At 38.7% G+C, this 26,556-nt stretch carries 23 protein-coding genes and 5 pseudogenes; 10 read left to right on the top strand and 18 right to left on the bottom strand.

Annotation, left to right across the window (positions count from 1 at the left end; translation table 11 throughout):
- Nucleotides 1–147: 147 nt before the first annotated feature.
- From JCM21531_RS19340 to sleB, 5 genes are all read left to right on the top strand, one after another.
- The gene (locus JCM21531_RS19340; protein WP_173400196.1) at nt 148–318 is read left to right on the top strand and encodes a hypothetical protein; all 171 of its coding nucleotides are present in this window, start codon (nt 148–150) and stop codon (nt 316–318) included.
- Between the two features lie 210 nt (nt 319–528).
- Nucleotides 529–852: a membrane trafficking protein gene (locus tag JCM21531_RS13045; protein ID WP_038290555.1), complete on the top strand. Its 324-nt coding sequence runs from the start codon at nt 529–531 to the stop codon at nt 850–852.
- 71 nt (nt 853–923) lie between these two features.
- A complete protein-coding gene (locus JCM21531_RS13040; RefSeq protein ID WP_038290553.1) occupies nt 924–1,367 on the top strand; it encodes a hypothetical protein in 444 nt (147 codons plus the stop codon).
- A gap of 13 nt (nt 1,368–1,380) precedes the next feature.
- Nucleotides 1,381–1,758: a hypothetical protein gene (locus JCM21531_RS13035; RefSeq protein ID WP_038290551.1), complete on the top strand. Its 378-nt coding sequence runs from the start codon at nt 1,381–1,383 to the stop codon at nt 1,756–1,758.
- Nucleotides 1,759–2,007: 249 nt separating this feature from the next.
- Nucleotides 2,008–2,712, top strand: a complete 705-nt coding sequence (sleB, locus tag JCM21531_RS13030; RefSeq protein WP_038290549.1) for a spore cortex-lytic enzyme — start codon at nt 2,008–2,010, stop codon at nt 2,710–2,712.
- A gap of 54 nt (nt 2,713–2,766) precedes the next feature.
- On the opposite strand, the gene JCM21531_RS13025 is transcribed toward sleB, so the two are convergent.
- From JCM21531_RS13025 to JCM21531_RS12990, 9 genes and pseudogenes are all read right to left on the bottom strand, one after another.
- Nucleotides 2,767–3,630 carry a hypothetical protein gene (locus tag JCM21531_RS13025; protein WP_038290547.1) on the bottom strand — a complete coding sequence of 288 codons (864 nt, stop codon included), beginning with the start codon at nt 3,628–3,630 and terminating at the stop codon, nt 2,767–2,769.
- 74 nt (nt 3,631–3,704) lie between these two features.
- A pseudogene (locus JCM21531_RS13020) lies at nt 3,705–5,859 on the bottom strand (Tex family protein).
- 316 nt (nt 5,860–6,175) lie between these two features.
- Nucleotides 6,176–6,328 carry a hypothetical protein gene (locus JCM21531_RS23925; RefSeq protein ID WP_279379064.1) on the bottom strand — a complete coding sequence of 51 codons (153 nt, stop codon included), beginning with the start codon at nt 6,326–6,328 and terminating at the stop codon, nt 6,176–6,178.
- Nucleotides 6,289–7,107 carry a 1-phosphofructokinase family hexose kinase gene (locus JCM21531_RS13015; protein WP_279379063.1) on the bottom strand — a complete coding sequence of 273 codons (819 nt, stop codon included), beginning with the start codon at nt 7,105–7,107 and terminating at the stop codon, nt 6,289–6,291. Before JCM21531_RS13015 ends, JCM21531_RS23925 begins: the two co-directional genes overlap by 40 nt.
- 48 nt (nt 7,108–7,155) lie before the next feature.
- Nucleotides 7,156–8,478: an ABC transporter substrate-binding protein gene (locus JCM21531_RS13010; RefSeq protein WP_038290545.1), complete on the bottom strand. Its 1,323-nt coding sequence runs from the start codon at nt 8,476–8,478 to the stop codon at nt 7,156–7,158.
- A gap of 291 nt (nt 8,479–8,769) precedes the next feature.
- A complete protein-coding gene (locus JCM21531_RS13005; protein WP_038290543.1) occupies nt 8,770–8,967 on the bottom strand; it encodes a hypothetical protein in 198 nt (65 codons plus the stop codon).
- 84 nt (nt 8,968–9,051) lie between these two features.
- Nucleotides 9,052–10,015: pseudogene (gene uvsE / locus JCM21531_RS13000) on the bottom strand (UV DNA damage repair endonuclease UvsE).
- Between the two features lie 51 nt (nt 10,016–10,066).
- Nucleotides 10,067–10,801, bottom strand: coding sequence for a class I SAM-dependent methyltransferase (locus JCM21531_RS12995; RefSeq protein ID WP_038290541.1), 735 nt, complete (start codon nt 10,799–10,801; stop codon nt 10,067–10,069).
- Between the two features lie 199 nt (nt 10,802–11,000).
- Nucleotides 11,001–12,086 (bottom strand): peptidoglycan-binding domain-containing protein, encoded by a 1,086-nt coding sequence (locus tag JCM21531_RS12990; RefSeq protein WP_243467659.1) that lies wholly within the window; start codon nt 12,084–12,086, stop codon nt 11,001–11,003.
- Between the two features lie 447 nt (nt 12,087–12,533).
- On the opposite strand from JCM21531_RS12990, the pseudogene JCM21531_RS12985 reads away from it, so the two are divergent.
- Nucleotides 12,534–14,982: pseudogene (locus JCM21531_RS12985) on the top strand (sugar phosphate nucleotidyltransferase).
- A 12-nt stretch (nt 14,983–14,994) separates the two neighbouring features.
- Nucleotides 14,995–15,957: an RluA family pseudouridine synthase gene (locus JCM21531_RS12980; RefSeq protein WP_038290539.1), complete on the top strand. Its 963-nt coding sequence runs from the start codon at nt 14,995–14,997 to the stop codon at nt 15,955–15,957.
- 104 nt (nt 15,958–16,061) lie between these two features.
- Here the strand turns inward: JCM21531_RS12980 and JCM21531_RS12975 are convergent, their stop codons facing one another.
- From JCM21531_RS12975 to JCM21531_RS24900, 9 genes and pseudogenes are all read right to left on the bottom strand, one after another.
- Nucleotides 16,062–16,991 (bottom strand): glycoside hydrolase family 10 protein, encoded by a 930-nt coding sequence (locus JCM21531_RS12975; RefSeq protein WP_243467661.1) that lies wholly within the window; start codon nt 16,989–16,991, stop codon nt 16,062–16,064.
- Between the two features lie 65 nt (nt 16,992–17,056).
- Nucleotides 17,057–18,319, bottom strand: a complete 1,263-nt coding sequence (locus tag JCM21531_RS12970; protein ID WP_243467658.1) for a carbohydrate-binding protein — start codon at nt 18,317–18,319, stop codon at nt 17,057–17,059.
- A complete protein-coding gene (locus JCM21531_RS22280) occupies nt 18,307–18,576 on the bottom strand; it encodes a hypothetical protein (protein ID WP_243467657.1) in 270 nt (89 codons plus the stop codon). Before JCM21531_RS22280 ends, JCM21531_RS12970 begins: the two co-directional genes overlap by 13 nt.
- Before the next feature lie 290 nt (nt 18,577–18,866).
- Nucleotides 18,867–19,475 (bottom strand): annotated as a pseudogene (locus JCM21531_RS17900) (WG repeat-containing protein).
- A gap of 133 nt (nt 19,476–19,608) precedes the next feature.
- Nucleotides 19,609–19,962, bottom strand: a complete 354-nt coding sequence (locus JCM21531_RS17895; RefSeq protein ID WP_054847106.1) for a WG repeat-containing protein — start codon at nt 19,960–19,962, stop codon at nt 19,609–19,611.
- An 87-nt stretch (nt 19,963–20,049) separates the two neighbouring features.
- Nucleotides 20,050–20,427 carry a ribosomal maturation YjgA family protein gene (locus JCM21531_RS12960; protein WP_038290536.1) on the bottom strand — a complete coding sequence of 126 codons (378 nt, stop codon included), beginning with the start codon at nt 20,425–20,427 and terminating at the stop codon, nt 20,050–20,052.
- Between the two features lie 304 nt (nt 20,428–20,731).
- Nucleotides 20,732–20,887 carry a hypothetical protein gene (locus JCM21531_RS19000; RefSeq protein ID WP_157833684.1) on the bottom strand — a complete coding sequence of 52 codons (156 nt, stop codon included), beginning with the start codon at nt 20,885–20,887 and terminating at the stop codon, nt 20,732–20,734.
- A gap of 291 nt (nt 20,888–21,178) precedes the next feature.
- Entirely contained in the window at nt 21,179–21,580 is a 402-nt protein-coding gene (locus tag JCM21531_RS12955) for a hypothetical protein (RefSeq protein WP_162149317.1), read from the bottom strand.
- A 1,480-nt stretch (nt 21,581–23,060) separates the two neighbouring features.
- Nucleotides 23,061–23,447: pseudogene (locus JCM21531_RS24900) on the bottom strand (RHS repeat-associated core domain-containing protein); the annotation flags it as partial.
- A gap of 206 nt (nt 23,448–23,653) precedes the next feature.
- On the opposite strand from JCM21531_RS24900, the gene JCM21531_RS22275 reads away from it, so the two are divergent.
- From JCM21531_RS22275 to JCM21531_RS12935, 3 genes are all read left to right on the top strand, one after another.
- Entirely contained in the window at nt 23,654–24,499 is an 846-nt protein-coding gene (locus JCM21531_RS22275; RefSeq protein ID WP_243467656.1) for a pectate lyase family protein, read from the top strand.
- On the top strand, nt 24,469–25,257 hold the full coding sequence (locus JCM21531_RS22270; RefSeq protein ID WP_243467655.1) for a dockerin type I domain-containing protein: 789 nt from the start codon (nt 24,469–24,471) through the stop codon (nt 25,255–25,257). Before JCM21531_RS22275 ends, JCM21531_RS22270 begins: the two co-directional genes overlap by 31 nt.
- 312 nt (nt 25,258–25,569) lie before the next feature.
- On the top strand, nt 25,570–26,556 hold a 987-nt coding region (locus JCM21531_RS12935), incomplete at its 3' end, for a pectinesterase family protein (RefSeq protein WP_038290527.1).

The following is a 26,556-nucleotide window of genomic DNA, read 5'->3' as shown; positions in this document are numbered from 1 at the left end:
TATATTAAATTAATGCTTTCTAAAACACAACACACCAATTAACACTTCCTTCTCCCGGTACATATAATATAGTAACCTGCAATTATTGAAACACTGTTGGGCTTATGTAAACATCCGCAGGAATAATAAATCGGGAGGTATAGAATCATGTCAGATGTAAAAAAGCGGACAAATAATTCCGAGCTCTTATTTTTTATATTGATATTCCTTCTGCTTTTTTATGACAGCAGTGCAATAGGCGGCAGTAAAAAACCATGCAAAGATGATGATACAATATTGTTCTTTATTCTGATATTCCTTAAGCTCTTTTACTGCTAAATAAAATCTCCATTCCCTCCCTTGGTAAATTCTCAATAATCGAAGTTGCTTTTTCGAAGTACGGTTTCAAAAATCACTCCATGGGGGGATTCTTTTTTTAGTTCTATTTTTACCCACTCCCAAATATAAATTATTAGATAATAATTTATCAAGACTTATATTTATTCTGATATCGGGTTCACAAAATAAAATCGAAAGGATTGGGTTGTAATGGTTGATATCAACAAGAAGTTGTCTGAACTGCTTGGAAAAGTGGATGAAAAAATGCTTCAGAAGAAAATAAATACAGCAATAGATATGCTGAAAAACGGAGACTTGGACGAACTTTCAAGAAAGCTTAACAAGATGGATAAAAACGAGCTTATCGAAAAAATAAATGAATTTGACGAGTCAAAGCTAAAAGAGTTTAACCTCAACAAAGACGAAATACGTCAAAAAATCACCGATGCGGACCTTAGCAAGCTCTCACAGATGCTCGGAGAACATGGTGACGAAATTGTTGAAAAATTGAAAGGAATTCTCGAAAAAAACTGAAAGCCCTAACAACAGACATTGCACCAAATACCGGGAGTAAAATCAGGATATCTATGGGGGGTGATAGGGTAATGAGTGATGATCTTAATAATAAACTAAAGCAACTTGCAGAAATGCTCAACGGTAATGAAAAAATGTCCGACGGTCTTTCCAACTTACTTTCTATGCTGGCAAACTCTTCAGGCAATGAGAAATCTGCTCAAGCCGCACCCAAACAGGAGCCTCCGGATGAGGGACCTCCGATGCAAATAAAAGCCCAAGATTTGCCACCACAGCTTGATACTATAGAAAATGAAAGCAGCAAAAATGAGCTTCAGGATAATGTGGAAATGATGCGCAAAGTAAAGGATATCATGGACACCATGAGAAATATTAACGACCCAAGAATAAACCTGCTTACTGCCATAAAGCCTTTTTTAAGCAATAGTAGACAGCAGAGGCTTTCCAACTGTATAAGACTGTTTCAAGTAACGCAGATAACAAAGCTCATGAGTGATCCTGAAAAAACGATATGAAAGGGGCACTATAATGACATACAAGAGGGATCCAAGATTCAGAAGATATGGCACAGCTGCAGCACAAAACATTCCGTATATGACTGACAGCAACTTTTCTTCAGAAAATACGGATGACCTGCCGGCAAATACCTCAAAGGAAGTTGAAAAGATTCCTCTTCCAAATGAAAAGGATGAAACTGCTTTTGATGAAATGCCACGGGTAAGAAAATCGCCTTTGTCGATGCTGTTTTCCCGAAGACTGCATTCTGATGAAATAATCCTTCTTTTTTTGATATTTATACTAATAGCAGAGGGAATTGATGACGACTTCTTACTAATAGTACTTATCTACCTTTTGGTGTCGGAAATATTTGAAGAATATTTTCGCTTGCCGGATAAATCCGTCTAGACCGATTATCTTTTTTAGTAATAATGCAATTGACGCAAATAAGGCATAAATTATACAGCGAGGTAACAATAAGTTTCCTCGCTTTTTTGCTGTATTTCCCTTAAGCGAATATTTTCCTTTTATTATATTTTCCCACATATAATAATTTAAATCAGAAATAGACAAAATAACAACATATAATATTTTAATTCACACATTAACAATACTTATTAATCTTTATAAAAATATCTTTGATAAAGGAGAATGGCTTTGCGAAAGAGGATATTATTGGTCATTGCAGCAATAACAATATTGTCAATTTTAAGTGCCTCCATCACCTTCCGGGAGGAGCTATCCAATTTATACGGTTACAGCAGAGCTGCCTTGTCATATTACGGCTCAACCGGGCAGGAAGTTAAAAACATTCAATATAAACTTGCAATTTGGAAGTATTACGATGGAAAAATAGATGGTATCTACGGTTATAAAACTTATACCGCAGTCCGCAAATTCCAAGCAAAAAACGGACTGAAGGTAGACGGAATAGCAGGTCCCGAAACATTGGCTGCTTTAGGACTTCCTACCGGACAAGCTACCAAGACAACATCTGCCAAACCGTCGGGCAACAGGAACCTTGACCTTTTAGCACATCTGGTCTATGGCGAAGCTCGGGGTGAGCCTTATATCGGACAAGTGGCAGTTGCCGCAGTTGTCCTCAACAGGACAAGGGACAGCAGGTTTCCCAATACAATAGCGGGTGTCATTTATCAACCGGGTGCCTTTGATGCTGTAGCTGACGGACAGATAAATCTTGCCCCCAACGAAACTGCGTACAAAGCTGCAAAAGACGCATTAAACGGCTGGGATCCTTCCGGAGGGGCAGTATACTACTACAACCCGCGAACTGCCACCAGCAAATGGATATGGTCAAGAAAAATTGTAAAGGTAATCGGAAAACACAACTTCGCCATATAGCATTGTCGGGGAAGTATGATAAGGCAGACTCTTTCATACTTCCCCGACTGATATTTATTCCGTTATTTTTTTCTTAAACTTTAGAAACGCTGAAAAAACAGCCATTGTAATCACAATGAAAAGCAAAGTTTTCACTGCCCAGTTGACAAACAGCAAAAGCAAAACTCGCAAAAACACTACCGCTCCGCTTACGGGCAGCACAGAGTTAAGATATATCATCAGAAATTCAAACAGTATAAAGGCTATATCGAATTTTAAAAACATCACAACGATTTTCCAAAAATATGTATCCGCAGCATATTTGCCAATGGAAAAAAAACTGTCTTTAAAATTAAATACCGCCGGATACCAGAATGCCATATAAATCCTAAAAAACATAAATCCGAAGAATAACACCATCAAAGTAATTACATCAAATAAAATCGTAAGGGCCAAAAGCTCCGTCTTCCCCCCCAGAAACGATCTTGTAACAGCTATAGCCGGTACCGATACTATGAGCATAAATATGGCAAACAAAACCGAAAAAAGAATCACTTCAAAGGATATCACAGACACTCTAAGAAAGTGCTTCTGAATACCTTTAAGGAATTCCCCCTTCATTTTTTTCCTATTCGATAAAAAATTGTTCATCTTGTAAAGGCATCCGGACAAAATCAATCCGCACAACAAGGCCATAACCACTATTGCCCCTATCCCGTAGAGTATATATCTTACGTTGGAAAAGAGCCCTAAAATTAGTTGAATAATATGAATTGTGTTGTCCAGAAAATTTCCGCCCCCTATGAACGAAATACCCAAAATCACCGGAAATATCAAATTATATTCAATAAAGCAATAAAGAAACGCCACAACTCCAAAGGCAATAATTATATCGCGTCTTTTTGCCAGCTTTTTAATATTTACAGCCATGCTACTCATTTTCAAAACCTTCTTCCAAAACTTTTTCTATTTTTATAAATAAACCATCTTAATAATATTAATATTAAAATATCTTAATTAACATCCTTCATACTCATAGATATTCTTTTTCTTTCAACATCAACATCCAGTATCCTGACCTTCACTATATCCCCTACCGATACAACATCCATAGGATTTCTCACATATTTATCGCTAAGCTCCGATATGTGAACCAGCCCGTCTTGGTGAACTCCCACATCCACAAAAGCACCAAAGTCGGCAACATTTCTTACAGTACCGTCAATACCATGCCCGGTCTCAAATCCTCCAGATGCAGCACGTCAGTAAGAAGTATCGGTTTGGGAAGCTCATCCCTGGGGTCACGCCCCGGCTTTAAAAGCTCTTTTATGATATCCCTGAGAGTAGGTACTCCAACACCAATCTCCTCGGCAATTTTTGATATACCTGTTTTCTCGACCTTCTCTTTTAACCCGTCAAGTTTCTTTTGCTTCACATCTTCAAGACTGTATCCCATGATGTCAAGAAGTTTCTTTGCCGCCTCGTAGGACTCGGGATGTACTGAAGTATTGTCAAGAACATTATCCCCGTCGGGTATCCTAAGAAAGCCGGCACACTGTTCAAAAGTTTTGTCGCCAAGCTTCTTCACTTTTTTGAGCTCATCTCTTTTTCGGAACTTACCGTTGGTTTCCCTGTATTCTACAATATTTTTTGCAATTGCTGAGCTTACTCCCGATATATAAGACAAAAGTGACGGTGATGCCGTATTAAGGTCAACGCCAACACTATTTACACAATCTTCCACAACGCCCCCCAAAGTCTCGCCCAGGCGCTTTTGATTCATGTCGTGCTGGTACTGCCCCACACCAATAGCTTTCGGGTCTATTTTAACAAGCTCCGCCAAAGGGTCCTGCAACCTCCTTGCTATGGACACAGCACTTCTTAAAGCCACATCAAAGTCCGGAAACTCTTCTGCCCCAAGCTTGGAAGCAGAATAAACCGAAGCTCCCGCCTCGCTGACTACCATATAGTAGACTTTTCTGTCAATTTCCTTTAGGAGCTCTGCAACAAATATTTCAGACTCCCTGGAAGCAGTCCCGTTGCCGATTGATATTATGTCAACATTGTTTTTTTCAATAAGATGCTTCATCATCTTTTTGGCTTCCTCAACCTTGTTCTGGGGAGGAGTGGGATATATTACAGCAGTATCAAGAACCTTTCCCGTCTCATCCACCACCGCAATCTTGCATCCTGTTCTGTAGGCAGGGTCAAGGCCTAAAACAGTCTTCCCCTTTACAGGAGGCTGGAGCAAAAGGTTTTTAAGATTGGCGCCAAAAACCTTTATCGCCTGCTCCTGGGCAGTCTCTGTAAGCTCATTTCTTATTTCTCTCTCAACCGAAGGTATATCAAGCGCTCATAAGAATCCATCAGAGCCTTTTCCACATATTCCGATGTTATCGAAAAAGGCTTCTTAATAAGTTTGGACTTAAGGTTCTCCATCAACCTTTCTTCGGGAACTTCAATCTTGACTTGCAAAAACTCTTCCTTTTCACCCCTGTTTATTGCAAGAACTCTATGACTGGCTATTTTTGCCACCGGTTCGGAGAAATCATAGTACATTCTGTATACCGAATCCTCATCCTTCTTCTTTTTGGAAACAATTACTCCTTGCTTTATAAATGCGTCCCTTACAACACTTCTAATCTGCGGATCGTCCGAAATGTCCTCAGCTACTATATCCATGGCTCCATTTATAGCATCCTCGGAAGTATTGACTTCCTTCTCAGGATTTATAAAGGGTTTGGCTACGTCTTCAATACTGCCGGTTTTGAGTTCCTGAGCCATAAGAATTTGGGCCAAAGGCTCAAGGCCCTTTTCCTTTGCAATAGTTGCCCTGGTTCTTCTTTTGGGCCTGAAAGGCCTGTATATATCCTCAATCTCACGAAGCGAAGTTGCTTTTTCAAGAGATGCCGTAATTTCTTCCGTAAGCTTTCCCTGTTCTTCAATCAGGCGTCGAACTTCTTCCTTTCTTGCCTCCAGGTTCCTTAAGTAAACCAGCCTTTCATTAAGCTCCCTCAATACCTGGTCGTTCAACTCTCCCGTCATTTCTTTTCTATACCTTGCAATAAAGGGTATGGTATTACCGCCATCTATAAGTTTAACAGTGTTTTCAACCTGGAAAGGTTTGAGATTAAATTCTTTTATAAGCGTTGAAATAATATCTGCCATTTTAGTCCTCCAAATATTATTTTATAGAATACAAATACACCAGGTCTTTTCGTATACTTTATATCCAACCCTATAAGTATATTTTTCTTTTCCTTCATTTATTATATAGGTAAAGCAATAATGTAATCAAGCCTGATAATAAATTAAAATCAGGCTTGAAGCAATATAAATATAGAGAATTTTCATAGGATTCAAAACTTATTTTAGGTAGGAATGAAATAAAAAATGCTGCGAAAAAGAATTTCCGCGCTTAAAGCTCAATTTCTCTCAACATATTAAGAAATATGCATATTTGCAATATGTAAAGTATATGTCCTTAAAATATTTTCTCAATCTCCACTCTGTCTTTTAGCACCTCTACTTCATTTTTATTCACAACACCGATTTCCAGAAAGCGCGCATTGCTCATGCCGCAGGCTGCTGCAAGCTTCAAACACTCTTTAGGCGGTTTCTTTTTTGCAAGTCCCATTGCAAAACCTGCCACCATGGCATCTCCCGAGCTATAGTATTTACTGCATCTATATGCGGCACTTTTACTCTAATGCACGAATCCTTCATGCTTAGAATTGCTCCTTTATCGCCCATGGAAACCATTGCAATATCTATACCTTCGTCATTAATTTTTCCGAGCACCTCAAGGATTTCTTCCGTATCTCTCAATTCTTTTTTAACAAGATTGCTCAATTCCCTTAAATTTGGTTTTATCACATGGGGCTTTGCTTTTATACCCTCACTCAAAGCCTCCCCGCCGGTATCAAGTATCACAGGAACATCAAAAGGCTTTGCCTCTTCGATAAGGGTTTTATAATAATTTGCAGGCACCCCTTGAGGAAGCCCGCCTGACAGCACAACAACTTTAGAGTCGGCCAGCGCCTCTTTATAAACTGTCATAAACCTTTCCATATCCTCACCGGAAATAAAAGGACCTGGCTCCAGTACCTCGGTTTCATTGTCCCTTGCCCGGTCTATAATATTGTTGTTTGTCCTTGTTTCTCCACTAACTTCAACAAAACCTGTACAGATGCCAATCTTTTTAATCTCCGATTCCAGCCAGTTTCCTGCTTCTCCTCCCTTAAAGCCTATCAACCGGACACTCTCTCCCATCATACGGACAACCCGTGCGACATTTACACCTTTCCCGCCGGCCGACTTCACCATATCCTGCACCCTGAACATTTTTCCCGGTTCAAAGTTGTCAACAAAATAAATTTTATCCAATGCGGGATTTAGAGCCACTGATGTTATCATAGCGTCTTTCTCCTTGCTCTTTATGTATTGATACGTTTATTTTACCCGCTATTTTCTCTTAAGTAAAGCTTCACGTTCCTTTTTCAACTCATCTTCAATTTTATTTGAAATATCCTTTATAGCTTTTTCGGAATCAACATTACTTTCAATAGCCTTGAATATTTCAGCATTAAATATCTCCAAGGCTCTGTCATCCATGGGAGTCTGTCTGTATTGAACCATTTCTTCTGCCAAATCCTCAATCAGAGGCTGAATAAGCTGATTGCCGAAATATTCGTTTTCCCTCAGCATAACTTTTAGATTTCTTCTTGCAGGATAATATCCGGAAATCATATCGATATTTTCCCCGCCCTCCTGCTGGGTTGCTACATACTCAACAAACAACCATGCCCATTTTTTATTTTGGCTTTGGGCATTGATCGCAAGCTTGCTGTCCGAATACCATGCCTTTAACCCCAGAGGCGGTGCGGTCACTCTCCACTTGCCTGCCTGCTCAGGTGCATAACTCTTTATAGTATTGGTTCCCCATGACCCAACACCCAGTACCATAACCAGTTCTCCGTTTTCAATAGCCTCTTTTGCCCTTGGTTCCACGATATTTGCACCAATTGCAAGATCCTGATTTTTGATTTCCCTTGCTATATCCAGTGCTTTAACAAACAAGTCGGAATTTCTTACAAAATTTAAATTTTTATCAAATATCCCCGAATAACTACCGGCCAGGTTTATAATATCTATAGGCATCTGGAAAATATATTGGCCTTTGGCTTTTAATTTTTTTGATATAGCCATAAGGTTTTCACTTTCTTCAATAAATTTTGCAACCTCTTCGGGTTCCGAAGGAAAACCGTTTTCCTGCATTATATCCCAACGGTAATAGGTTACAATCGGTGACGTCAAAAAGGTCATTGCCAAAAGACGTTTTCCGTCAATTGATTTATTGCTTTCCCATATGTCCTTCGGAAAATCTTTTTCATACCTTCCTGCATAATATGGCTCTTTCAATAAATCTTCAAGATATTCCCCTGTGGTAAACTGACTGTAGTAAGCACTGTCAAAAAACAATATATCGGGACCTTCTCCCGCTGCCAACGCTTTCTTGTATTCACTGCCAATGCTGTCAAAATCAAATTTTACATGGTTAATCTTTATTTTGGGATGAATCGATTCAAAATGGCTTATAGGCGCTCTCCAGCCATCATTATATGTCCAAAATTCTATTTCTACATCTTCGTCAGGTTCTTCTATTTCAGCAGCCTGCACGCGGCTGTATTCGTTGGGGATCTTTACCTTCCCCTCAAAATTACAGCCGGTCAATATTATTAGAAAACAAAGGAATGACACCAAAAGTGTATGCCTTGATATTTTCATACAATATACCTCCACTTCTTCATATAATATTAATCGTTTATCTCTATCTATTTCTATATAGTGTAAAATGCGAAATGTATATTGAAGTCCATATTTGTTTTTAAATTTATCTGAAAACTCATGCGAACCCGGTCATTCCTTAAGCTCCGTAGATATTACTAGACAAGTCATTTTAAGCAATCTTAATGTAATAATAATTCGACAAATATAGCTATAATCCTTTTTCTTTCATAATTTTTATTCTATATTAAAAGCTTCCGGCTATCCACCAGAAGCTTTAGAATTTAACAGTCAGTTCTTTAAAGACAGCCTGTCCCATATCTCTTTGTCCACTTCTTCAATCTCTCCGTTTAGTATCGCAAAAATAAATTCCTTATCAAGACCAGTTACTTTTGCATACTCATCAAAACTCATTTGCCTGCTGGCATTTCTGATTGTCTCAATAAGTATATCCGAGTACTTTATTTTTCCGGCATCGGTTCCCTCCACTTTCTTTACACCTCCATAAAGCCTTTATTCTCCGGAATTGTTTTTTCAATAATCTACCTTCCTAAATAGCCGGAACTATAATAATTATTGAATTTCGAAGTGGCCTTCATCTATCCACCTGATATCATCGAATCCTTTAACTCCCGGGAAAGTCTTAACAATGCATCATCCTTGTTCTTTGCTTCAATCATAACATCAAAATCCTTATTAAACCCTTTTGCAATCTGCAAAAACGATAAAACTCGTTTACATCTATATCATCGGCATGGCTCCTGAAATTTTCACTGCTTTTCGGTGTTGAAAAGTGTATTTTGGGAGGAAAATACTCATCTTTCCACGTATTAAATATTTCCCCCAACATTTCTTCAAGTCTCTCTCCATTGTTTACACAATTATGATGATGGACATCCAGGACCATTGGGGCGTTTATTTCCCTGCAGATATCCAGTACGTCCCGGGCAGTATATATCTTGTCATCATTCTCAATGATAAGCCTTCTTTTGATTCTATGAGGAAGGTAAGCATAGTTTTCCTTAAATCTCTCTATAGACATCTGCTTGTTCTTGTAGAGCCCGCCTACATGCATTACCAATTTGTACCTGTAATCCTCAAGTCCCATTGCCTCAAAAAGCTTTACATGGTAATCGAGATCCCGCACCGAAGCCTTCAGAACCTCCTTTGAAGGTGAATTCAGCAAGGTGTAATGGTCAGGATGGGCACTTACCCGGAAACCGTTTTCCTTTACAAAGTCCCCAAGGCTTTGAAACTCATTCTTAAACTCTCCAACATAGTCCCAGTGGGATACCATGGGATGTGTGGCCAGGGGCACAAGCTTTGACGTAAAGCGATATACATGGATATTATAAGCCTTATTGTATCTAAGTATTCTCAATGTGTTGTGAAGATTGGCCTCGGTAACCTTCCGCAATTTATAAAGTCTTGTTTCATCGCCGGTCAATCCTGTAAGGGTTTTTACGGTAACGGTACCTGAAGGCGAACAGTTTTTTAAGTTCATTGTCATCGCAACATAACCAAGTCTTACCAGCATATCTTCTCCCGTATAGTGTTCTTTAGTCCGCCCCTATTTATCCTTTGCATCCTATCGGGCCCTTACCACCAGGGAAGGAGAATCTTCCGTATAAACCGAGTATTTAAAATCGCCATAGAAATCAAAGGTGGCAAAACCCGCTTCGTGAAGGGCTGCAGCAAGTTCATCGCTCTTTAGGGGCAACAGCTCTACAGAATTATTATACTCTTCATGAGAATCTCCCCTTTTGATCCTCAAGGAAGTATTAAATTCTATGGTGTTGTTTTCTTTTTTGAATTTGTATTTTCTTATAAATTCCAGGCCAAATTCATCATTCGTTATTGTTGGCAGTCCATCCAAATTGTACTTGATTATTCTGTCATAGTTTACCGTCTGAAGCACAAGGCAGCCTTTTTCTTTCAGTAAACGCCTCATTTTCGCAAGAACACCGGTTATTTCTTTCAGATTTGAAAGATGCACCAGGGAATTGCCTATGCAGAATATGGCATCAAACCGTTCCCTGATCTTTTCTTCAAGCTCCCTCATATCACATTTAAAAGCATTTATCGAAAGGCTGTTTTCCGCTGCCTTCAGCTTTACTTTTTCTATCATTTCATCCTCAAGATCGACAGCTGTCACCACATAGCCTGCTTTTGCCAGTTCAATCGAGTATCCCCCCGAGCCGCAGGCCACATCAAGGATTTTGCCGCCGGGACTTCCTGCGCAATCCTTGATAAAATTCAATTGATTTTCTCCGACAGGAAAAATATAATCATAGTATTTGCTAATTTCGCTGTAAAAACTCATAAAATCGCCGTTCCCCCTTCTAAAGCTTATATCAAAAACCATTCTCAACCTTATTATCCTTTTATAATACCTTTTTTATATGTATCGGCTCCAATGTAAAATTTACCATACCCAACAAAACGGGCTTAAATTAAAATATCCGCGAAAAAGAGATACCCTCTGGCGGTATCCCTTTTTTTAAATTTAAACCTATGTATTCTTAGAAATTATTTTTTGAGGCCCACTCTGCCGCTTCCTTTACTGCCTTCTGGTGGTTTGAATCCACCTTATTGGTACCGTGGGTCTTGCTGTTTAAAAAGTGAATATCGAACACTCCGTTCATGTTGTTGTTCTTAACAGCATCAAGATTATCCCCTGCACCATAGCCTCCGCTTCTCGACTTAACATATGCCTCCGCCGGTGCACTGTCAACTCCCGCATGGGGCATTCCTGCCATCGAAGCTGCCATTTTTCTACCGTTGACAGTGATGATTATCGGTCTTCTTTCCCAGCTCCAACTACCGCCATAAATACTTAGCATTATTTCCGTATCTTTAGCGGTCAAAGTCTCGCAGTCTGCGTGGTTATAGCCGTAAGTCCTCTTTATATTGAATGTGCGCCCTGTCTTTATGTCATATACCTGTGCTGTATCACCTTTCTTAAAAATATTCTCTGCATTACCGAACCAGGAATAAAGGTAATTGTTTTTTTCAATACCTCCTCTGGTTGCTGCAGTCGAGAGTTGTGAAGCAGAACTACCGCTTCTTCCCATAAGTCTGTCAATCAATGCCAAAGTGTTGGTCCCTGCAATTCCGTCCTGCTGGAGACCATGCTTTGCCTGAAGCTTCTTCACTGCTTCTTTTGTTAGGCTTCCATAATATCCTGTGGGTTCTACATTTAGATAACCCAAAGCCTTTAAGTCTTTCTGCAAAGCTGTCACACTACTCCCACTCATTCCCTCTTTCAACGCGGTGCTGCCCGAAGACCTTGAAGCAGTCCTTTCGTTTATCAGCTTTTTGATAAGGGAGAAAGTGTTCGGTCCTGCGATGCCGTCATCTTTCAGTCCGTGGTTTTTCTGCAGCTTCTTAACTGCCGCTGTTGTAAGGCTCCCATAATATCCCGTAGGACTTACATCAAGATATCCCAGCGTGTTAAGATCCTTTTGCAGTGCTGTAACCTGACTTCCGCTCATTCCCTCCTTCAAAACTCCTGAAGATGCAAATACTATTGAAGAGTTGATCATGATACAGGCAATTAAGAAGGTAGAATGACCGAAAATAAAGCAGGTTTCTTCTTTTGCATTCAATTCCCTCCTACTCTCAATTGACACTCCTAATTGTAACATTTTATGCCCGAATTATAAAGTCAAAATAAATGTCTGAACAAATTAACTTATGTACGATACTTGCTATAAAAAGGCATATTTCCATATTGGCAATTATATAAAAAAAAATGTTACAAGTAAACCCTTTTGAGCAATATATTTTTTATATAGCGGTTGTTAGTTTATTTTTCAACCAATTAATAAAGGATTTTTTTCGCTTATATTGAATATAAATAAATATATTATGTTTGTTGCTATATCTTGTTATAATTAATATTGAGCAATGTATCCGCAGTTGTAACTTTACCTTTTTGATTTACTTTTGTGTTTTTCACAAATACTATAGGTATAATCGGACTTCTGTTTTTGTCAACAGTTGGTACAAACCAAGTTTTACTAGCATCAGTAAAGTGAAAGGATGATCCTTAGATGAAAGCTATTATAATGGCCGGCGGGGAAGGCTCAAGCTTCGCCCTCTCACATGCGATTTGCCCAAGCCTATGGTCCCAATAATGAACATTCCAATTATGGAGCACATAATTAACTTGCTGAAAAAACATGGAATTACAAACATCGGAGTTACACTCATGTATCTTCCCCAGAAGATTAAGGATTATTTTGGAAATGGTTCCAATTTTGGAGTGAACATTTCCTACTTTACCGAAGATACTCCTCTTGGGACAGCAGGAAGCGTAAAAAATGCAGAAGATTTCCTTGACGAAACTTTTATAGTAATAAGCGGGGATTCCCTGACCAATATGGATATTACCAAAGCAGTCGAGTATCACAGGATGAAAAAGTCAAAGGCCACTCTGGTTTTGACAAGGGTTGATGTTCCCCTTGAATACGGTGTAGTTATTACGGACAAGTACGGAGCCATAACCGGCTTTTTGGAAAAACCCAGTTGGGGAGAAGTTTTCAGCGATACTGTAAATACCGGAACTTATATTTTGGAGCCTGAGGTGCTAAAGTACCTGGAAAAGGGCAAAAAAGTGGATTTCAGCCAAGACCTTTTCCCCCATCTTCTTTTAAAGAAAGAGCCCATGTACGGTTATGTCATGGATGACTATTGGTGTGACATCGGTGACCTTCAGGCATATCTCCAGGCTCATTACGATGTCCTTGAAGGCAAAATCCAGCTTGATATAAACGCAACGGAAATAGAAAAAGGTGTGTGGGTTGGTACAGGTTCAATCATCGAGCCTGATGCAGTAATTAATCCTCCTTGTGTTATCGGAGACAACTGCCGTATAGAAGGCGGTGCCGTAATTGACAGCTTGAGCGTTATCGGAAACAATAATGTAATTGAACGGGACAGTTCTGTAAAACGCAGTGTTATTTGGAATGGCAATTTCATTGAGTACGGTTCCGAAATACGGGGCGCTATTTTGTGCAACAAGACAAACCTGAAGCGCTACGTACATATATTTGAAAATGCCATTGTAGGAGACAATTGCTTAATCAATGAAAGGGTTGTTATCAAGCCAAATGTCAAAATATGGCCGCAAAAAACCGTTGAACCCTTTGCCATAGTAGATAGAAATATTATCTGGGGTTCTAAACACTCAAAAAGTATTTTCGGTGAAAACGGTCTTTCCGGAATTATTAACGTTGATATATCCCCGAGTTTGCAACAAGGCTTGGCGCGGCGTACGGTTCCATATTCAAAAAGGGTTCCAAGGTTGTTGTAAGTTCCACCACCTCCAATTCGGCCAGAATGTTCAAGCATGCCTTCATATCGGGAATCCTTTCGGTGGGTGTGGAAGTATTCAATTTAAGTAGCCTTCTTACTCCTTTGTCCCGCCATGCAATCAATTTCCTTTCCGTTGAGGGAGGAATTCACATCAAGCTCAGTGAGGACAATCCAAACAAGCTTAAAGTTGATTTTATGGACTCCAAAGGAGCGAGCATCAGCAGGGTTACGGAAAGGAAAATAGAGAATTCCTTTGCCCGGGAGGACTTTAAACGCTGCTCCGGCGACGAAGTCAGCAGGCTTAACAACATCACGGACTTTAAGAACTATTATGTGCGTTCCATTTTAAATGATGTGGATGTTGAATCCATAAAAAACAATCCCCCAAAGCTTTGCATAGTTTCACCGTCGGATTTTGTAATTTCCATTGTGGTGCCCATGCTCACAGACTTAGGCTGCAAGGTTGCAAGCTTTTCATCTGCCAATTTGAACGAAGTTGACACCATTATTGATGAGATAAAGAACAATAACGCGAGCTTCGCGGCTTTCATCGACAGCAACGGGGAAACACTGGTGCTGATAGACAAGAATGGCAATGTGGTAAAGGACGATTTGCTCCTCTGCCTTACATCCCTTATTACCTTTAAGTCAGTTCCAAATTCAAAGGTGGTTGTACCCATAACGGCACCATCCATTATTGAAACATTGGCCGAACGGTATAACGGCAAGGTTGTAAGAACAAAAACCTCTCCGCAGGCAGTAATGGAGCAAATGTTAAACCACAACCTTTTCAAAAACCGCGAAAACATGGATCAATTCCTTCTGAACTTTGATGCTATTGCCGGACTTGTAAAAATTATCGAATTCTTCTGCCTGCATAATACCACATTGACGGAAACTCTTAAGGAAATACCCGATTTCTATGTCAGCAAAAAGAAGATTTTCTGTCCGTGGGAGCTAAAAGGCAGGGTAATGAGAACACTTATAACCGAAAAAGACCAAGAAAAAGTGGAGCTTTTAGACGGCGTGAAATTTATCTTGGACAACGGCTGGGCCCTTGTCCTGCCCGATGCGGATATGCCCCTTTGCAGGGTTTACTCGGAAGGAGTGACGCCTGACGTGGCAGAAACCATTTCAGACAAATATCTTGACAAAATAAAAGCAATAATAAATGATAAAAAGTAGTAAAGGAGATTTATGCGTACGATAACAATTACAGAAGACAAGGCAAACAAAAGAATTGACAAAGTTTTAAGAGAAACCTTTCCAAGGCTCCCCAACGGAGCCTTGTTTAAAGCCTTTCGCAAAAAGGATATAAAGGTAAACGGCACACGGGTTAAAGAAGACCATATTGTAAGGCTCAATGACCGTGTGGATATATATATTACAGATGAAATCTTAGATGGTGTGCCCAAAGCAGGAGAATTTAATTATGAGACGGCTTTTACGGTGGCATATGAGGACAGCAATCTTCTCATAGTAAGCAAAAAGCAGGGGATACCTGTCCATCCCGACAGGACGCAGGCAGAAAATACACTTATTGATTTTGTAAAGGATTACCTTAGGTTAAAGGGAGAATTTAAAGAAAATTCAGGCTTTACCCCTTCCCTTTGCCACAGACTTGACCGCAACACCGGCGGGCTTGTTATGATAGCAAAAAACAATGCCACTCTTCATATGGTGCTTAAAAAGATGAAGAACGGAGAAATCGGCAAGTACTATCAATGCCTTGTCAAGGGAAAAATGAAAAAAAGAGAAGACATTTTGAAGGCATACCTTGAGAAGGATGAGAGAAAAAGCAGAGTTTTTATCAAAGATACCAAGTCCCACAATGGGGTTGAGATAGTTACAGGGTATAAAGTGCTCTCCTACAAAGAGCTTCCGGATATCGGCGAAGGTATCAGCAGCCTTGAGGTTGAGCTTTATACCGGCCGCACCCATCAAATTCGGGCTCACCTTGCCCATATCGGACATCCTGTAGTAGGAGACGGAAAATACGGAATCAACAGCTTTAATCGCCTTTTAGGTGCCAAATATCAGGCTTTATGGGCATACAAGCTGAAGTTCGATTTTCGCAGCGATGCTGGGGTTTTAAACTACCTAAAGGGAAAAGTGATACAAGTACAGCCAGAATATAAGCTCTCAAAGCCATGGAAATAAAATATTATGCCGTAAAGCCAACTTCGTTTTTTACTCAAAAGCCGGCTTTACGGCATCATTATTTTTTATATCTCTTCGAACTTTAATTATTTAGTTAATTGCAATTAATTTCCCATAAGTGCTTCCTTTAACGCATTGTATGCCGGTTTCGGATTGTAATTGCTGTCATAAATCAATGGATTGCCGTAGCCTGGGAAAGTTCCCGGAACCCATGTGTATTTATCTGTGAATCCCCACATCACAAAGGTATTGCAGTTGGGATTTGCCAGACAGATTTTCATAAGATCCTTGTAGTTGCTTGCCTGTACCTGGAACGCAGTTGATTGATTTTCCGACTGCGATATGCGTATATCTATTTCGGTAAAGGATACAATTACACCTATTTCAGCATATCTTTTAATGTTTTTATCAATGCTTTCAAGATATTGAGGACTCATTCCGTTGATAAAGTGGCATTGGAATCCTACTCCATCAATGGGTATACCTCTTTCCTTCATGCTTTTAATCATGTTGAACGTTGCATTGGACTTCGGTCCTAAGTCTTCAATATTATAGTCATTATAGAAAAGGAGCGCATCGGGATCTGCTTCTCTTGCAAACTTGAAAGCATAGTCCAGATAGTCCTGACCTATTACATTCCTCCATATACTGCTTCTTAGACCATTGCCGGAATCGTCAATACATTCATTTGCCACATCCCACTCTACAATTTTTCCCTTGTAATGGGTCATAACTGTGGTAATGTGGTTCTTCATTACCGCAAGCAATGAATCCCGTGTCCAGTTTCCGTTTGTAAGCCATGATGGATTTTGGTTGTGCCAAATCAATGTATGTCCCCTCATCTGCATACCGTTTCTTTGAGCAAATTCAAGCAGCCTATCCCCTCTACTGAAATCAAAACTGTTTTGACGCGGCTGCAAAGCATCAAACTTCATTTCATTTTCACATACAACCATTGCAAATTCTTTTTGCAAAATTTGATTATATGTTGGGTCTGAATTGCTGTAAAACGGCGAGTTGACACATGTTCCGATTTTTATTCCCCTTGCCTCTGCATAATCGCGCAGTGTATTTCCTGTAATTGTAGGAATAGGACTTCCTATCGGAGTAACAGTTGGTGTAGGTGTAGGTACATTACCTGTCCGGGGAACTCAGTAATAATACGGAGTATATATCTTTTTAGCACTGAATAGTCGGTAGAGTCCACTTTGCCGCTCCCGTTTACATCCGCATTAATAAGATTTGTTCCGGTAAGCGGTGACGTACCGAGCAAATGCCTTTTTAATGCCTGAAGGTCTGTAGAGTTGATATTTCCGTCGCCATTCAAATCACCAAGACCTGTTGAACCGCTTTCAATGCCAAAAGTGAACCAGTCTATATTTACCGGGCCTCTAAATACCAAATACAAATCATTTACCCCGGTAACTTTACTAATACTGCAGGTTTGCTCTTCATATGTATTCCAGTCATCTGTTGATTTCACCGACAATGTACCTATTAGAGTACCTGACGGGCTGTTTAATCTCAGTTCTATATCGGAAGTTTGTGCATTTGCAACTCTAGCCTTAAATGATGTTGCTCCGCTTCCAAAATCTAAATTCTTGAATACCAGATAATCACCGCTGGTAATATAACCTATTCCGCTACCTCCATCAGGCGGAACTCCTATTATTTCAATACTTGAAGAATAAATATCGTTATAATCTTCTGCTTCAATCCGTGTATTGGCTAGCCTTGGACCAGGTGTCGGAGTCGGAGTGGTGCTGCCGCCGCCGGACAGTCCTGCCTCGTCTGCCATTTGGAGGAAATTCCACAACCCCGGTTTCCAAACACCAAAATCGTGTCCCCCTCCTTGGATAAGCCAATAGGTGTGTTTTATGTTGTTGGCAGTACAATATTCATGCACTCTCTGGCCAAAACCTATAAGACTGTCATTGGTTCCACAGGCAATGAAAAGAAGCTTCAATTGCTCTCTGGCCGCTTTTCCTCCGTCAGGGAACAGTCTTTCATTGGGATAAGTGTTTGGAGCTGACGAAATAGGCCCAATATAGGCAAATTTATCGAGATTCGTAAGTCCGATATTAAACGATTGTCCGCCACCCATTGAAAGTCCTGCAATGGCACGATGTTCACGATCGGTATAGACTGAATAGTTTGATTCGATATAAGGAATTAGATTATTAATCAGGTCCTTTGTAAAGTTCTCATAGCCGTCGGCTATACCGTTGCCGGCTGCGTTGGTATTTGGTGTTACAATTATCAAAGGCTTGATTTTTCCCTCGGCAATTAGGTTGTCGGCAATAACATTGGCGTTTCCGCCTCCTTCGAACCAGTCGTTCTCACTGCCGCCTATACCGTGCAAGAGGTACAAAACACTGTACTTTTTGTCCTTTGAATATCCCGGAGCAGATAAACTCTTGCCCTTCTGGTACTGTTTGTGGCAGTGGAAAAATAAGAAATATTTACGACCTGCCCCCTTGCAACGCCATTCCTTACCTGGTCATATCCGGAAGGTGGCATGGTTGGCAATGATGCCGCTGATGAAATAATTGTAGTAACAAGCAGTGATGTCATCAGCATCATTGCAATTAGCAATACACTTAAAACTTTTTTTGACATGATTCTCCCCCTTTTTTGTATCTTTAATATCTAGTTTTAATTATGTATTCGTGACCGTTTATTTTTTTGTGTCGTTGGGCAAATATCATATCCATATGTTTTTGCACTTGATACGAATAAACATATATGCTAATTTATTGATGTTAAATTTCTTGCGTAGAATAGAAGAAAATGATAGACAATTATTGTTAGGGAGCTGATTTTTTTGAGTATTCAAGATACAATATCTGCAATTAAAAAAAATTATGTTTTTTGAAGCTGCAGATTTTGAATTGTGTGATTTAAAGAAATTAGTTTAGTCCCCATATAAAATTCCCCATTTTATCAATATATCCTTCCTTCAAATGTGGTTGTTCACCTACTCTTACCAATGCAACGCCATCAAAAAAAGGTAAAGCCTCGTCAAACTTAGGTTCAATCACCATTTATCCTGATTTATTTATATATCCCCACTTATATTTCGTTTTTTTGTATTTCTTACCTTTATTAGCGTCTATTTTTACTGCTGCTAAACCCTCGCGAAAACAAGATACTTGTTCGTAAATAGGTTCTATTACAAAATTCCCGTCTTTATCAACAAACCCATATCTTCCCTTGTCAATTCCGACTCCGCCAAGTCCTTCGCTAAACAGCTCAGCTCCAATATATACTGGATTTATGGCAAATTCACCATTTTTATCAATATAACCCCAGAGTAACGTATCTTTTGATTTAACAGGTGCCAACCCTTCATTGAAGTAGTTTACAGAATAAAACTTATCATCAATCACCAGTTTACCCTCTATATCTATGTAGCCCCAACTTGTTTCATCTTCAAATGAAACTCCAGCCAAACCTTCACTGAAATTTAATGCATATTCAAATTGCTCAGGTATAATCATATTAAAGCTTTTATCAATCTATCCATATTTGTCTCCCGAAATAGATACACAATTCAACCCATCGTGAAACATTCTTGATGATAAGTAAATTGGTTGCTTAATGATATTACCTTCCTTGTCAATAAAAACCGCCAAGCCTATAATAAGGAGGCTAATTAGATTTAATGTCAATTGCTGCAATGCCTTCACTAAAACTCCCTGCTTCATAAAACTTGGGTTCTATTACAAGTTCTCCTCTTTTGCTGATATATCCCATCTTTACATTTTTTCTTACTGCCGCAAGACCTTCTCTAAAATCAAGGGCAAGCTCAAACTGCGGTTTTATTATTACATTTCCTTTATTGTCAATATAACCATATTTAGAACCCTGTCTAACCGGATACAAAGCAAAATTCTCGTAATCTTCTATTTCTATATCTATTGTTGGCTGGCATGAGAAAAGTAAAATTATTAAAATAGCAGTCATCCCAAAAAATACTTTTCTATGCGTCATAGAAGCATTCACCGCAGTTTTCCTCCATTCAAAATGTGATTACAAAAAAATACTATATTCAAATAATAATATATGTTAACTATCATCCGATATAAAAGCTTATCCCGGCACTTTAGCTTTTTCTAACCTTTCCCATATGATTAAAATAACAGTTCCTAATAAATAGCACACGATATCCTTAATATCATAAGTACTTCCTATAATCGTCGAAACTATTTTATTGCTTTGCAAATTTAGTAACCTCGCAATTTGATAATATTGAGCTATTTCCACAGCTAAAGCAAAGATAAATAAAAATACAGGTAAATATTTTAAAGGTTTTTGAAAAATTCCTCTTATAAAGGTATAAAGCAGAATAATTACAAGAACATCACCTACATACGGTCTAATGATAGCATCTCTTACAAAAAGTGCGATAATTATCTCAATTATCAATAAAGCCAAAAAAGCAATTAAATACGGCAGATTTATTTTCATAAAACCAGCCTTCCTTTTTGGAAAAATATCTGATTATTTTACATATATTATATCATATCCATATAAACCGATTTAGCGATGTTTGAAAATAGAAGCATTGAAATTTTGAAAACGCCATACTTGAGGGCTCGGGCATAGATTTTGCTCAAATTTGATTATTATTCATAACAAATGAAAAATAATATTTCCTGTTATATAGCTCATTTAAAACGTAGATTTTCAACGTATTTATAAAAATAAACCTCATTATAGTCCTTTTATGCCTTAAGCTTGTATTACATTTTAAGCATAAACAATCCTTTTATCATTCTACTCTGTCAAATGCTTCAAACAACTCCGGATTAGCAAAATCCGTTGCTTTAATCTTTAACTTATTTATTGCAAGATCCTTTATTGCTATTATTGAAATTTCATCAATTTGCGTAATATCGTCAATCTTTTTAACTTTTTCGAGCCACATTCACAGCTATGCATTTAACTATATTTGGAACCATTAGCAGTCTCTACTGCAAAAACAGTCTCTTCCTGCTCTATTATATCATGCAGGGTTATATTATAATAATCCCTTACAAATCTGCCATATTGTTAATTTTCCTTCACACTTCTCTGCACCCACTTGATTGATTCTTCAATCTTTTCCAACTACGCTCAATACCACATCTTTTGACTGCATCACCAACAGGCAGTTTGAACTTGTACCTAAATTTCAATTTCCATACGCCTGCCTTCATCTCTTGAAATGCATGATTAATTATATTATGAGATTTCTTACCGGTAATTTTTCAACTTTTAACTGTGCAATTTGTGTTTCAACAATGCTATGTAACATATCTTTATCCATTACTCTTTTTTCTAAAGTGGCAAACCAATTGTCAAATCCTCCAAACTTCTTAAAGTACCTTTCTTCCGGCCACGACTTTAGAGAAGACTTAACAACATCCAATGCACGGTTTATTTTTGAAATATCACCGCTCCAGCCTGCTATTAATGCATAATCTTCGTACTCAATCTTTTCAGCCAAGCATGGGATTTCAAAATAGTCTTCATATCCCTTCATAACACTCTCTATTGTTACATCACCGGAGAATGGTATACGTGCCTTTTCCCTCATAACTATCGCCAACTCTTTGTGCTTTCTCTCATGCCACGACAATTTGACATATTCCCTTTCCAAATTTTCAACCAGTGTTAAGCTAACAGCAGGAACTCTCTGCAAAGGTTATGTACATGAAATAATGGCTTATAGTATGAATTTCCCGAATCCGTTTCAAGAGCAATTCCAACAAGAATAGGCCCTAATCTATTGAGTAGATGCATAGGTTTATAAATTCCCAACTCAGGAAATAATACTTGCCAATCCTTCGTAATTTTCTTCTTGTCGCTTGCTGAAAATTTATTCATTATCTCATCTCCTATCTTGGATTAATTTCAATAATATCATCGATCGTCAATCCTTCTGGACCTTGATTAATTATCTTATTTATCTGACTCTTTTTAAGCCCTTTACCCGTATTTTTGGGCATAACAAATTTATAATCATATACTTTTTTGATTATTCGATCATATACATCAAGTCGGACACTACCTTTTAAGTTACCATTAACACTCGCATTGTTCAACCAATTCTTTTCTACCTCAAGGCTTCTATCCCCAAATAATTTTTGATATTTATTTAGCAATTCTGCTGCATAAGAGTGCTTTTTGGTACCCGCATTGCTTCCATAAATAGGTTTACCTGCATTTGATAATTTCCTATTCATTGTATTATTTTCTCTGTTTGCCATTTCCTGCACCAACTCAGCATTGGACATCTGATAAGGCTTGACTTTGCCAACTTCTGCCCTGCCAGCTTGCTCTGCAACCTCATCAGCTTTCTTTATTGCTGAAGCCGCTTCATCACTGTTTTTCATAACAGCTTCAGCCTTGTCAGCTTTCTTTATTACTGTAGCTGCTTCATCACCGTTCTTTGCTAAATCGCCTGCTTTATCAATTTTCTTTACTACCTCAACTATTTTATCGCTGTTCTTTGCCAAGTCATCAGCTTTTTCAACTTTCTTTATTATCTCAGCTATTTCATCACTATTCTTTGCCAAAATATTGGTAGTTTCATCAACTTTTTTTACTACCTCAACTACTTTATCACCTTTTTTGAATAGGATTGCAACTTCATCACCATACTTCAAAGAACCTATTATTGGCGCAAGAGCAACTGCATCCACGATAGTTTTCAATATATGTTCCGGGGTCGATTTCCAATTAACAATATCTGAACTTAAATCTCTTATATCCCCTGGCAGATCCAAGCCAGTAAACCCAAGTCCAATCTGAATTATAATACCTAAAAGAGTTACTTCTTCAGTATAATCACCCAATACGAAGTGCTTAGCAGTAGCTTTCATATAATTTGCACCAACTAAGGGAGCATTAAGCGCTTCATTTGCTGTCTTACGATTATTACCAATTACTACTGTACCATCTCCAAGTATCTCTCTGGTTCCTATTATAGTCTGTTCCCCAGTAAGTGAATTGGTCATTGCAAAAAAGTTGCCAATCCATCCAAAATGATATCCTGCCGAAGGATTACATGAGCCAGTATATCCTACCCATTTCCCATTTTCATCAAAATATCCGATAACATGTCCTGTTGGATCAACATACGTAATTGGGTTGTTAGCACAATAAGTATATAGATTCAAAGTAAGCGGATCATTAATTGTCCCTCTATACGTATCCTCCTGCAAGAATCTTGCCACTTTCGGGTCATACATCCTTGCATTGAGATAATACAGTCCCGTTTCCTTATCGTACTGATAGCCCGCATACATTATGTTGTTGTTAATCGGCACATTAGTTTCCTGACCGGATGCTGTATAATACTTCTCTTCCTGTATATTTCCAAATGCATCATAATAGTATGTTGCTCTAACATTGCCGCTAGATGCATCTACCAGGGCAGTTACATCTGCATGTCCATTATACATGTAGTAAAGGTTCAATCCGTCTGCCTGTCTCATCAGAAGTATAGTTATAGCGGGTAATCTGTTTAAAAAGCAAATTTGAGCAAGAAGCCAAATATGATAAATTGCATTTTGCGGAGTATAAAAAGTTTAATTTATTTTTCTAAATTCCCGCTGAAATTTTAATTAAGATACGAATCTTAAGTAATGAAAGGTTCGAATCTAAAATATAAAAAAATTAAAATCAAAAGTCGGGGGGTTAATCTATCATGTCTAGAAGTTTTGTAAAACACATTACTTTAATATTAATGGCCTCAATAGTAATAACTGCATTTTTATTTACAGCCACAACTTATGCACAAACCGCATCACCTTTAGATAGGCCTATAGGCTGGGCATCGGAAGCCGGAGGAACCACAGGTGGCGGAAATGTTACGCCTGTAATTGCAACGAGTGCAAGTGAACTCCAGCAACTTGTCAAAGGTGATACCCCAAGGGTTATTTATGTACAAGGAAATATCGGCGGCGACTATACCGTAGGATCCAACAAAACCATCATCGGTTTACCCGGTGCGACGACAGGTAGTTGGACGTTTAAAGGTTCATCCAACGTCATATTGAGAAACCTTATAATAAAAGGCAACGGTGCAGATGGCGATGCCGTATCTGTTACGGACTATTCCCATCATATTTGGTTTGACCACCTTGATTTATGTGATTCAACTGACGAAAACCTTAGCATAAAACGCGGAAGTGATTACATAACCATATCCTGGTGCAAATACTGGTTTTCAAGAGATGGAGGCCACACATTCGGAGGGCTGATTGGGCACAGCGACAGCAACGCATCGCAAGACGCAGGAAAGCTCAGGGTAACTTATCATCACAACTGGTATTCAAAGGGAGTAACAGAGCGTATGCCCCGTGTCCGCTTCGGAAAGGTCCATATTTTCAACAACCTGTTCGATGCCCCCGGCAACAATTATGCCATTCGCTGCGGCTACGATGCAAACATCCGCTCTGAAGGCAATGTCTTTGTAAACACAAAAAATGCTTTGACTTTAGCACCTCCTCTCCAAATTCCGTGCTCCAGAGCATTAATGATCTATTTATAGGAAACTGCACCGGAACAACCGGAAACGGTATTGCTTTTACTCCTCCCTACAAATATACTGTCGAATCGACTGCCGGACTTAAAGAAAAGATTGAAGCGGGCGCAGGAGCAACATTAGGCAAACCGGAAACCTCCACACCTACACCAACACCTACACCAATAAGCATAATATACGGAGATTTGAATAGTGACGGCAAAACAAATTCAACTGACTATGCTTTAATGAAAAGATTCCTTCTTGATTCGATCAGTTTAACAAATGAGCAGATTAAAGCGGCAGATGTTAATCTTGACGGTAAAGTGAACTCAACTGATTACGCAGTATTAAAAAGATTCATATTGGGCTCGATCATTTCACTGCCATATAACGGAACTGCAACTTACCAGGCTGAAGATGCAGTATTTAGCAGAGCTATATTTGAAGCAAAGAATGCAGGATATACAGGAACAGGCTATGTAAATTACGATAATGTACCCGGCGGATATATCGAATGGACAGTGAACATGGCTAATGCAGGAACATATACATTGACGCTCACATATGCAAATGGAACTTCATCAAATAGGACGGTTGATGTAAGTGTAAACGGTAATGTTGTTGCATCCAATGTAGTGTTTGGAGGAACAGGAGCATGGACACAATGGCAAACAAAGAGCATAACTGCATCCTTAAATTCAGGAGTAAATAAGATCAGAGTTACTGCCACATCATCAGATGGAGGTCCCAATATCGATAAACTCGAAATAACCCAAAATTAACGAAAGTAAATCCAAGAAAACTTGAAAATGCATGCAAAAAGGCACAAGATAAGGGATTCCTATATGGTATCCCTTATCTCGTGTCATGAAAATGCCTAGAATTTTATGCTTCCGGCTATCTGTCATCGATTGATGTTTATTATATCATCTTTTAAAGTGAATATTTTTCTTCTGTCTCTTGAATTAATCCGCTACTTTATCTATATTTTTAATAAATAGTCTTCTTTATTTTATAAATTCCCACTGAAATATCGCTTAAGCCTCGAATCTTAAAAGTAAAAGATATAAAAATAATAAATGGAGGAAAAGAATATGAAAAAAAGCAAAAAAATATTTCTGTTGCTATGCATTAATCTTTGCCTGACCGTCTTACTTACAAACAACATCCCGCTTGTATCTTTCTCTGCAGTTAATGCAGATATAATTGTTGCCAAAGACAGTACAGGTAATTTCAAAACTATACAAGAGGCAATTGACTCAATACCGTCAAACAATTCAAAAAAAACTGTTATATTTATCAAGAACGGTACATACAAAGAAGTTGTTACAATCAGAAAAAACAATATTCATCTCATCGGAGAAAGCAATACAGGAACAATTATTACATATGACAATTATGCCGGTAAACTAAAACCCGACGGTACCACATACGGTACATCCGGTTCTGCATCATTCTATCTCTATGGAACCGATGCAATTCTTGAAAATCTCACAATTGAAAATTCCTTTGATGAAAGTATCAATGTAAACGACAAGCAAGCTGTAGCCGCTTATATTCGTGGTGACAGACAAATAATCAAAAATTGTATTTTCATCGGAAATCAGGATACTTTGTATGCCCATTCGGGAAGGCAATATTATGTGAACTGCAAGATTATAGGCGACACAGATTTTATATTTGGCGGTGCAACAGCTGTGTTTGACAAATGCGAAATTATTTCGACACCAAAAGGCGGATATGTCACTGCTGCAAGCACTGATATCGAAAATTACGGATTCCTGTTTTTAAATTGCAACTTAACAAGCAGCGCACCAAAAAATTCCACATATTTAGGAAGGCCTTGGCGTCCCAATGCATATGTAGTTTACAAAACATGTTATTTGGGTGATCATATAAGAGAGGTTGGCTGGACCAGCATGAGTGGTAATGCACCTGAAAATGCACGTTTTTTTGAATACAAAAACACAGGCCCCGGAGCAGCCGTTAATTCATCCAGAAGACAGTTATCAGATGCCGAAGCTGCAAAATTCACTCCTGAGAATATATTAAAAGGTCCCGACAATTGGAATCCGGTTGGG

This window comes from Acetivibrio straminisolvens JCM 21531, assembly GCF_000521465.1.
GTDB lineage: Bacteria > Bacillota > Clostridia > Acetivibrionales > Acetivibrionaceae > Hungateiclostridium > Hungateiclostridium straminisolvens.
This window is presented reverse-complemented; position numbering and strand designations above follow the sequence as displayed.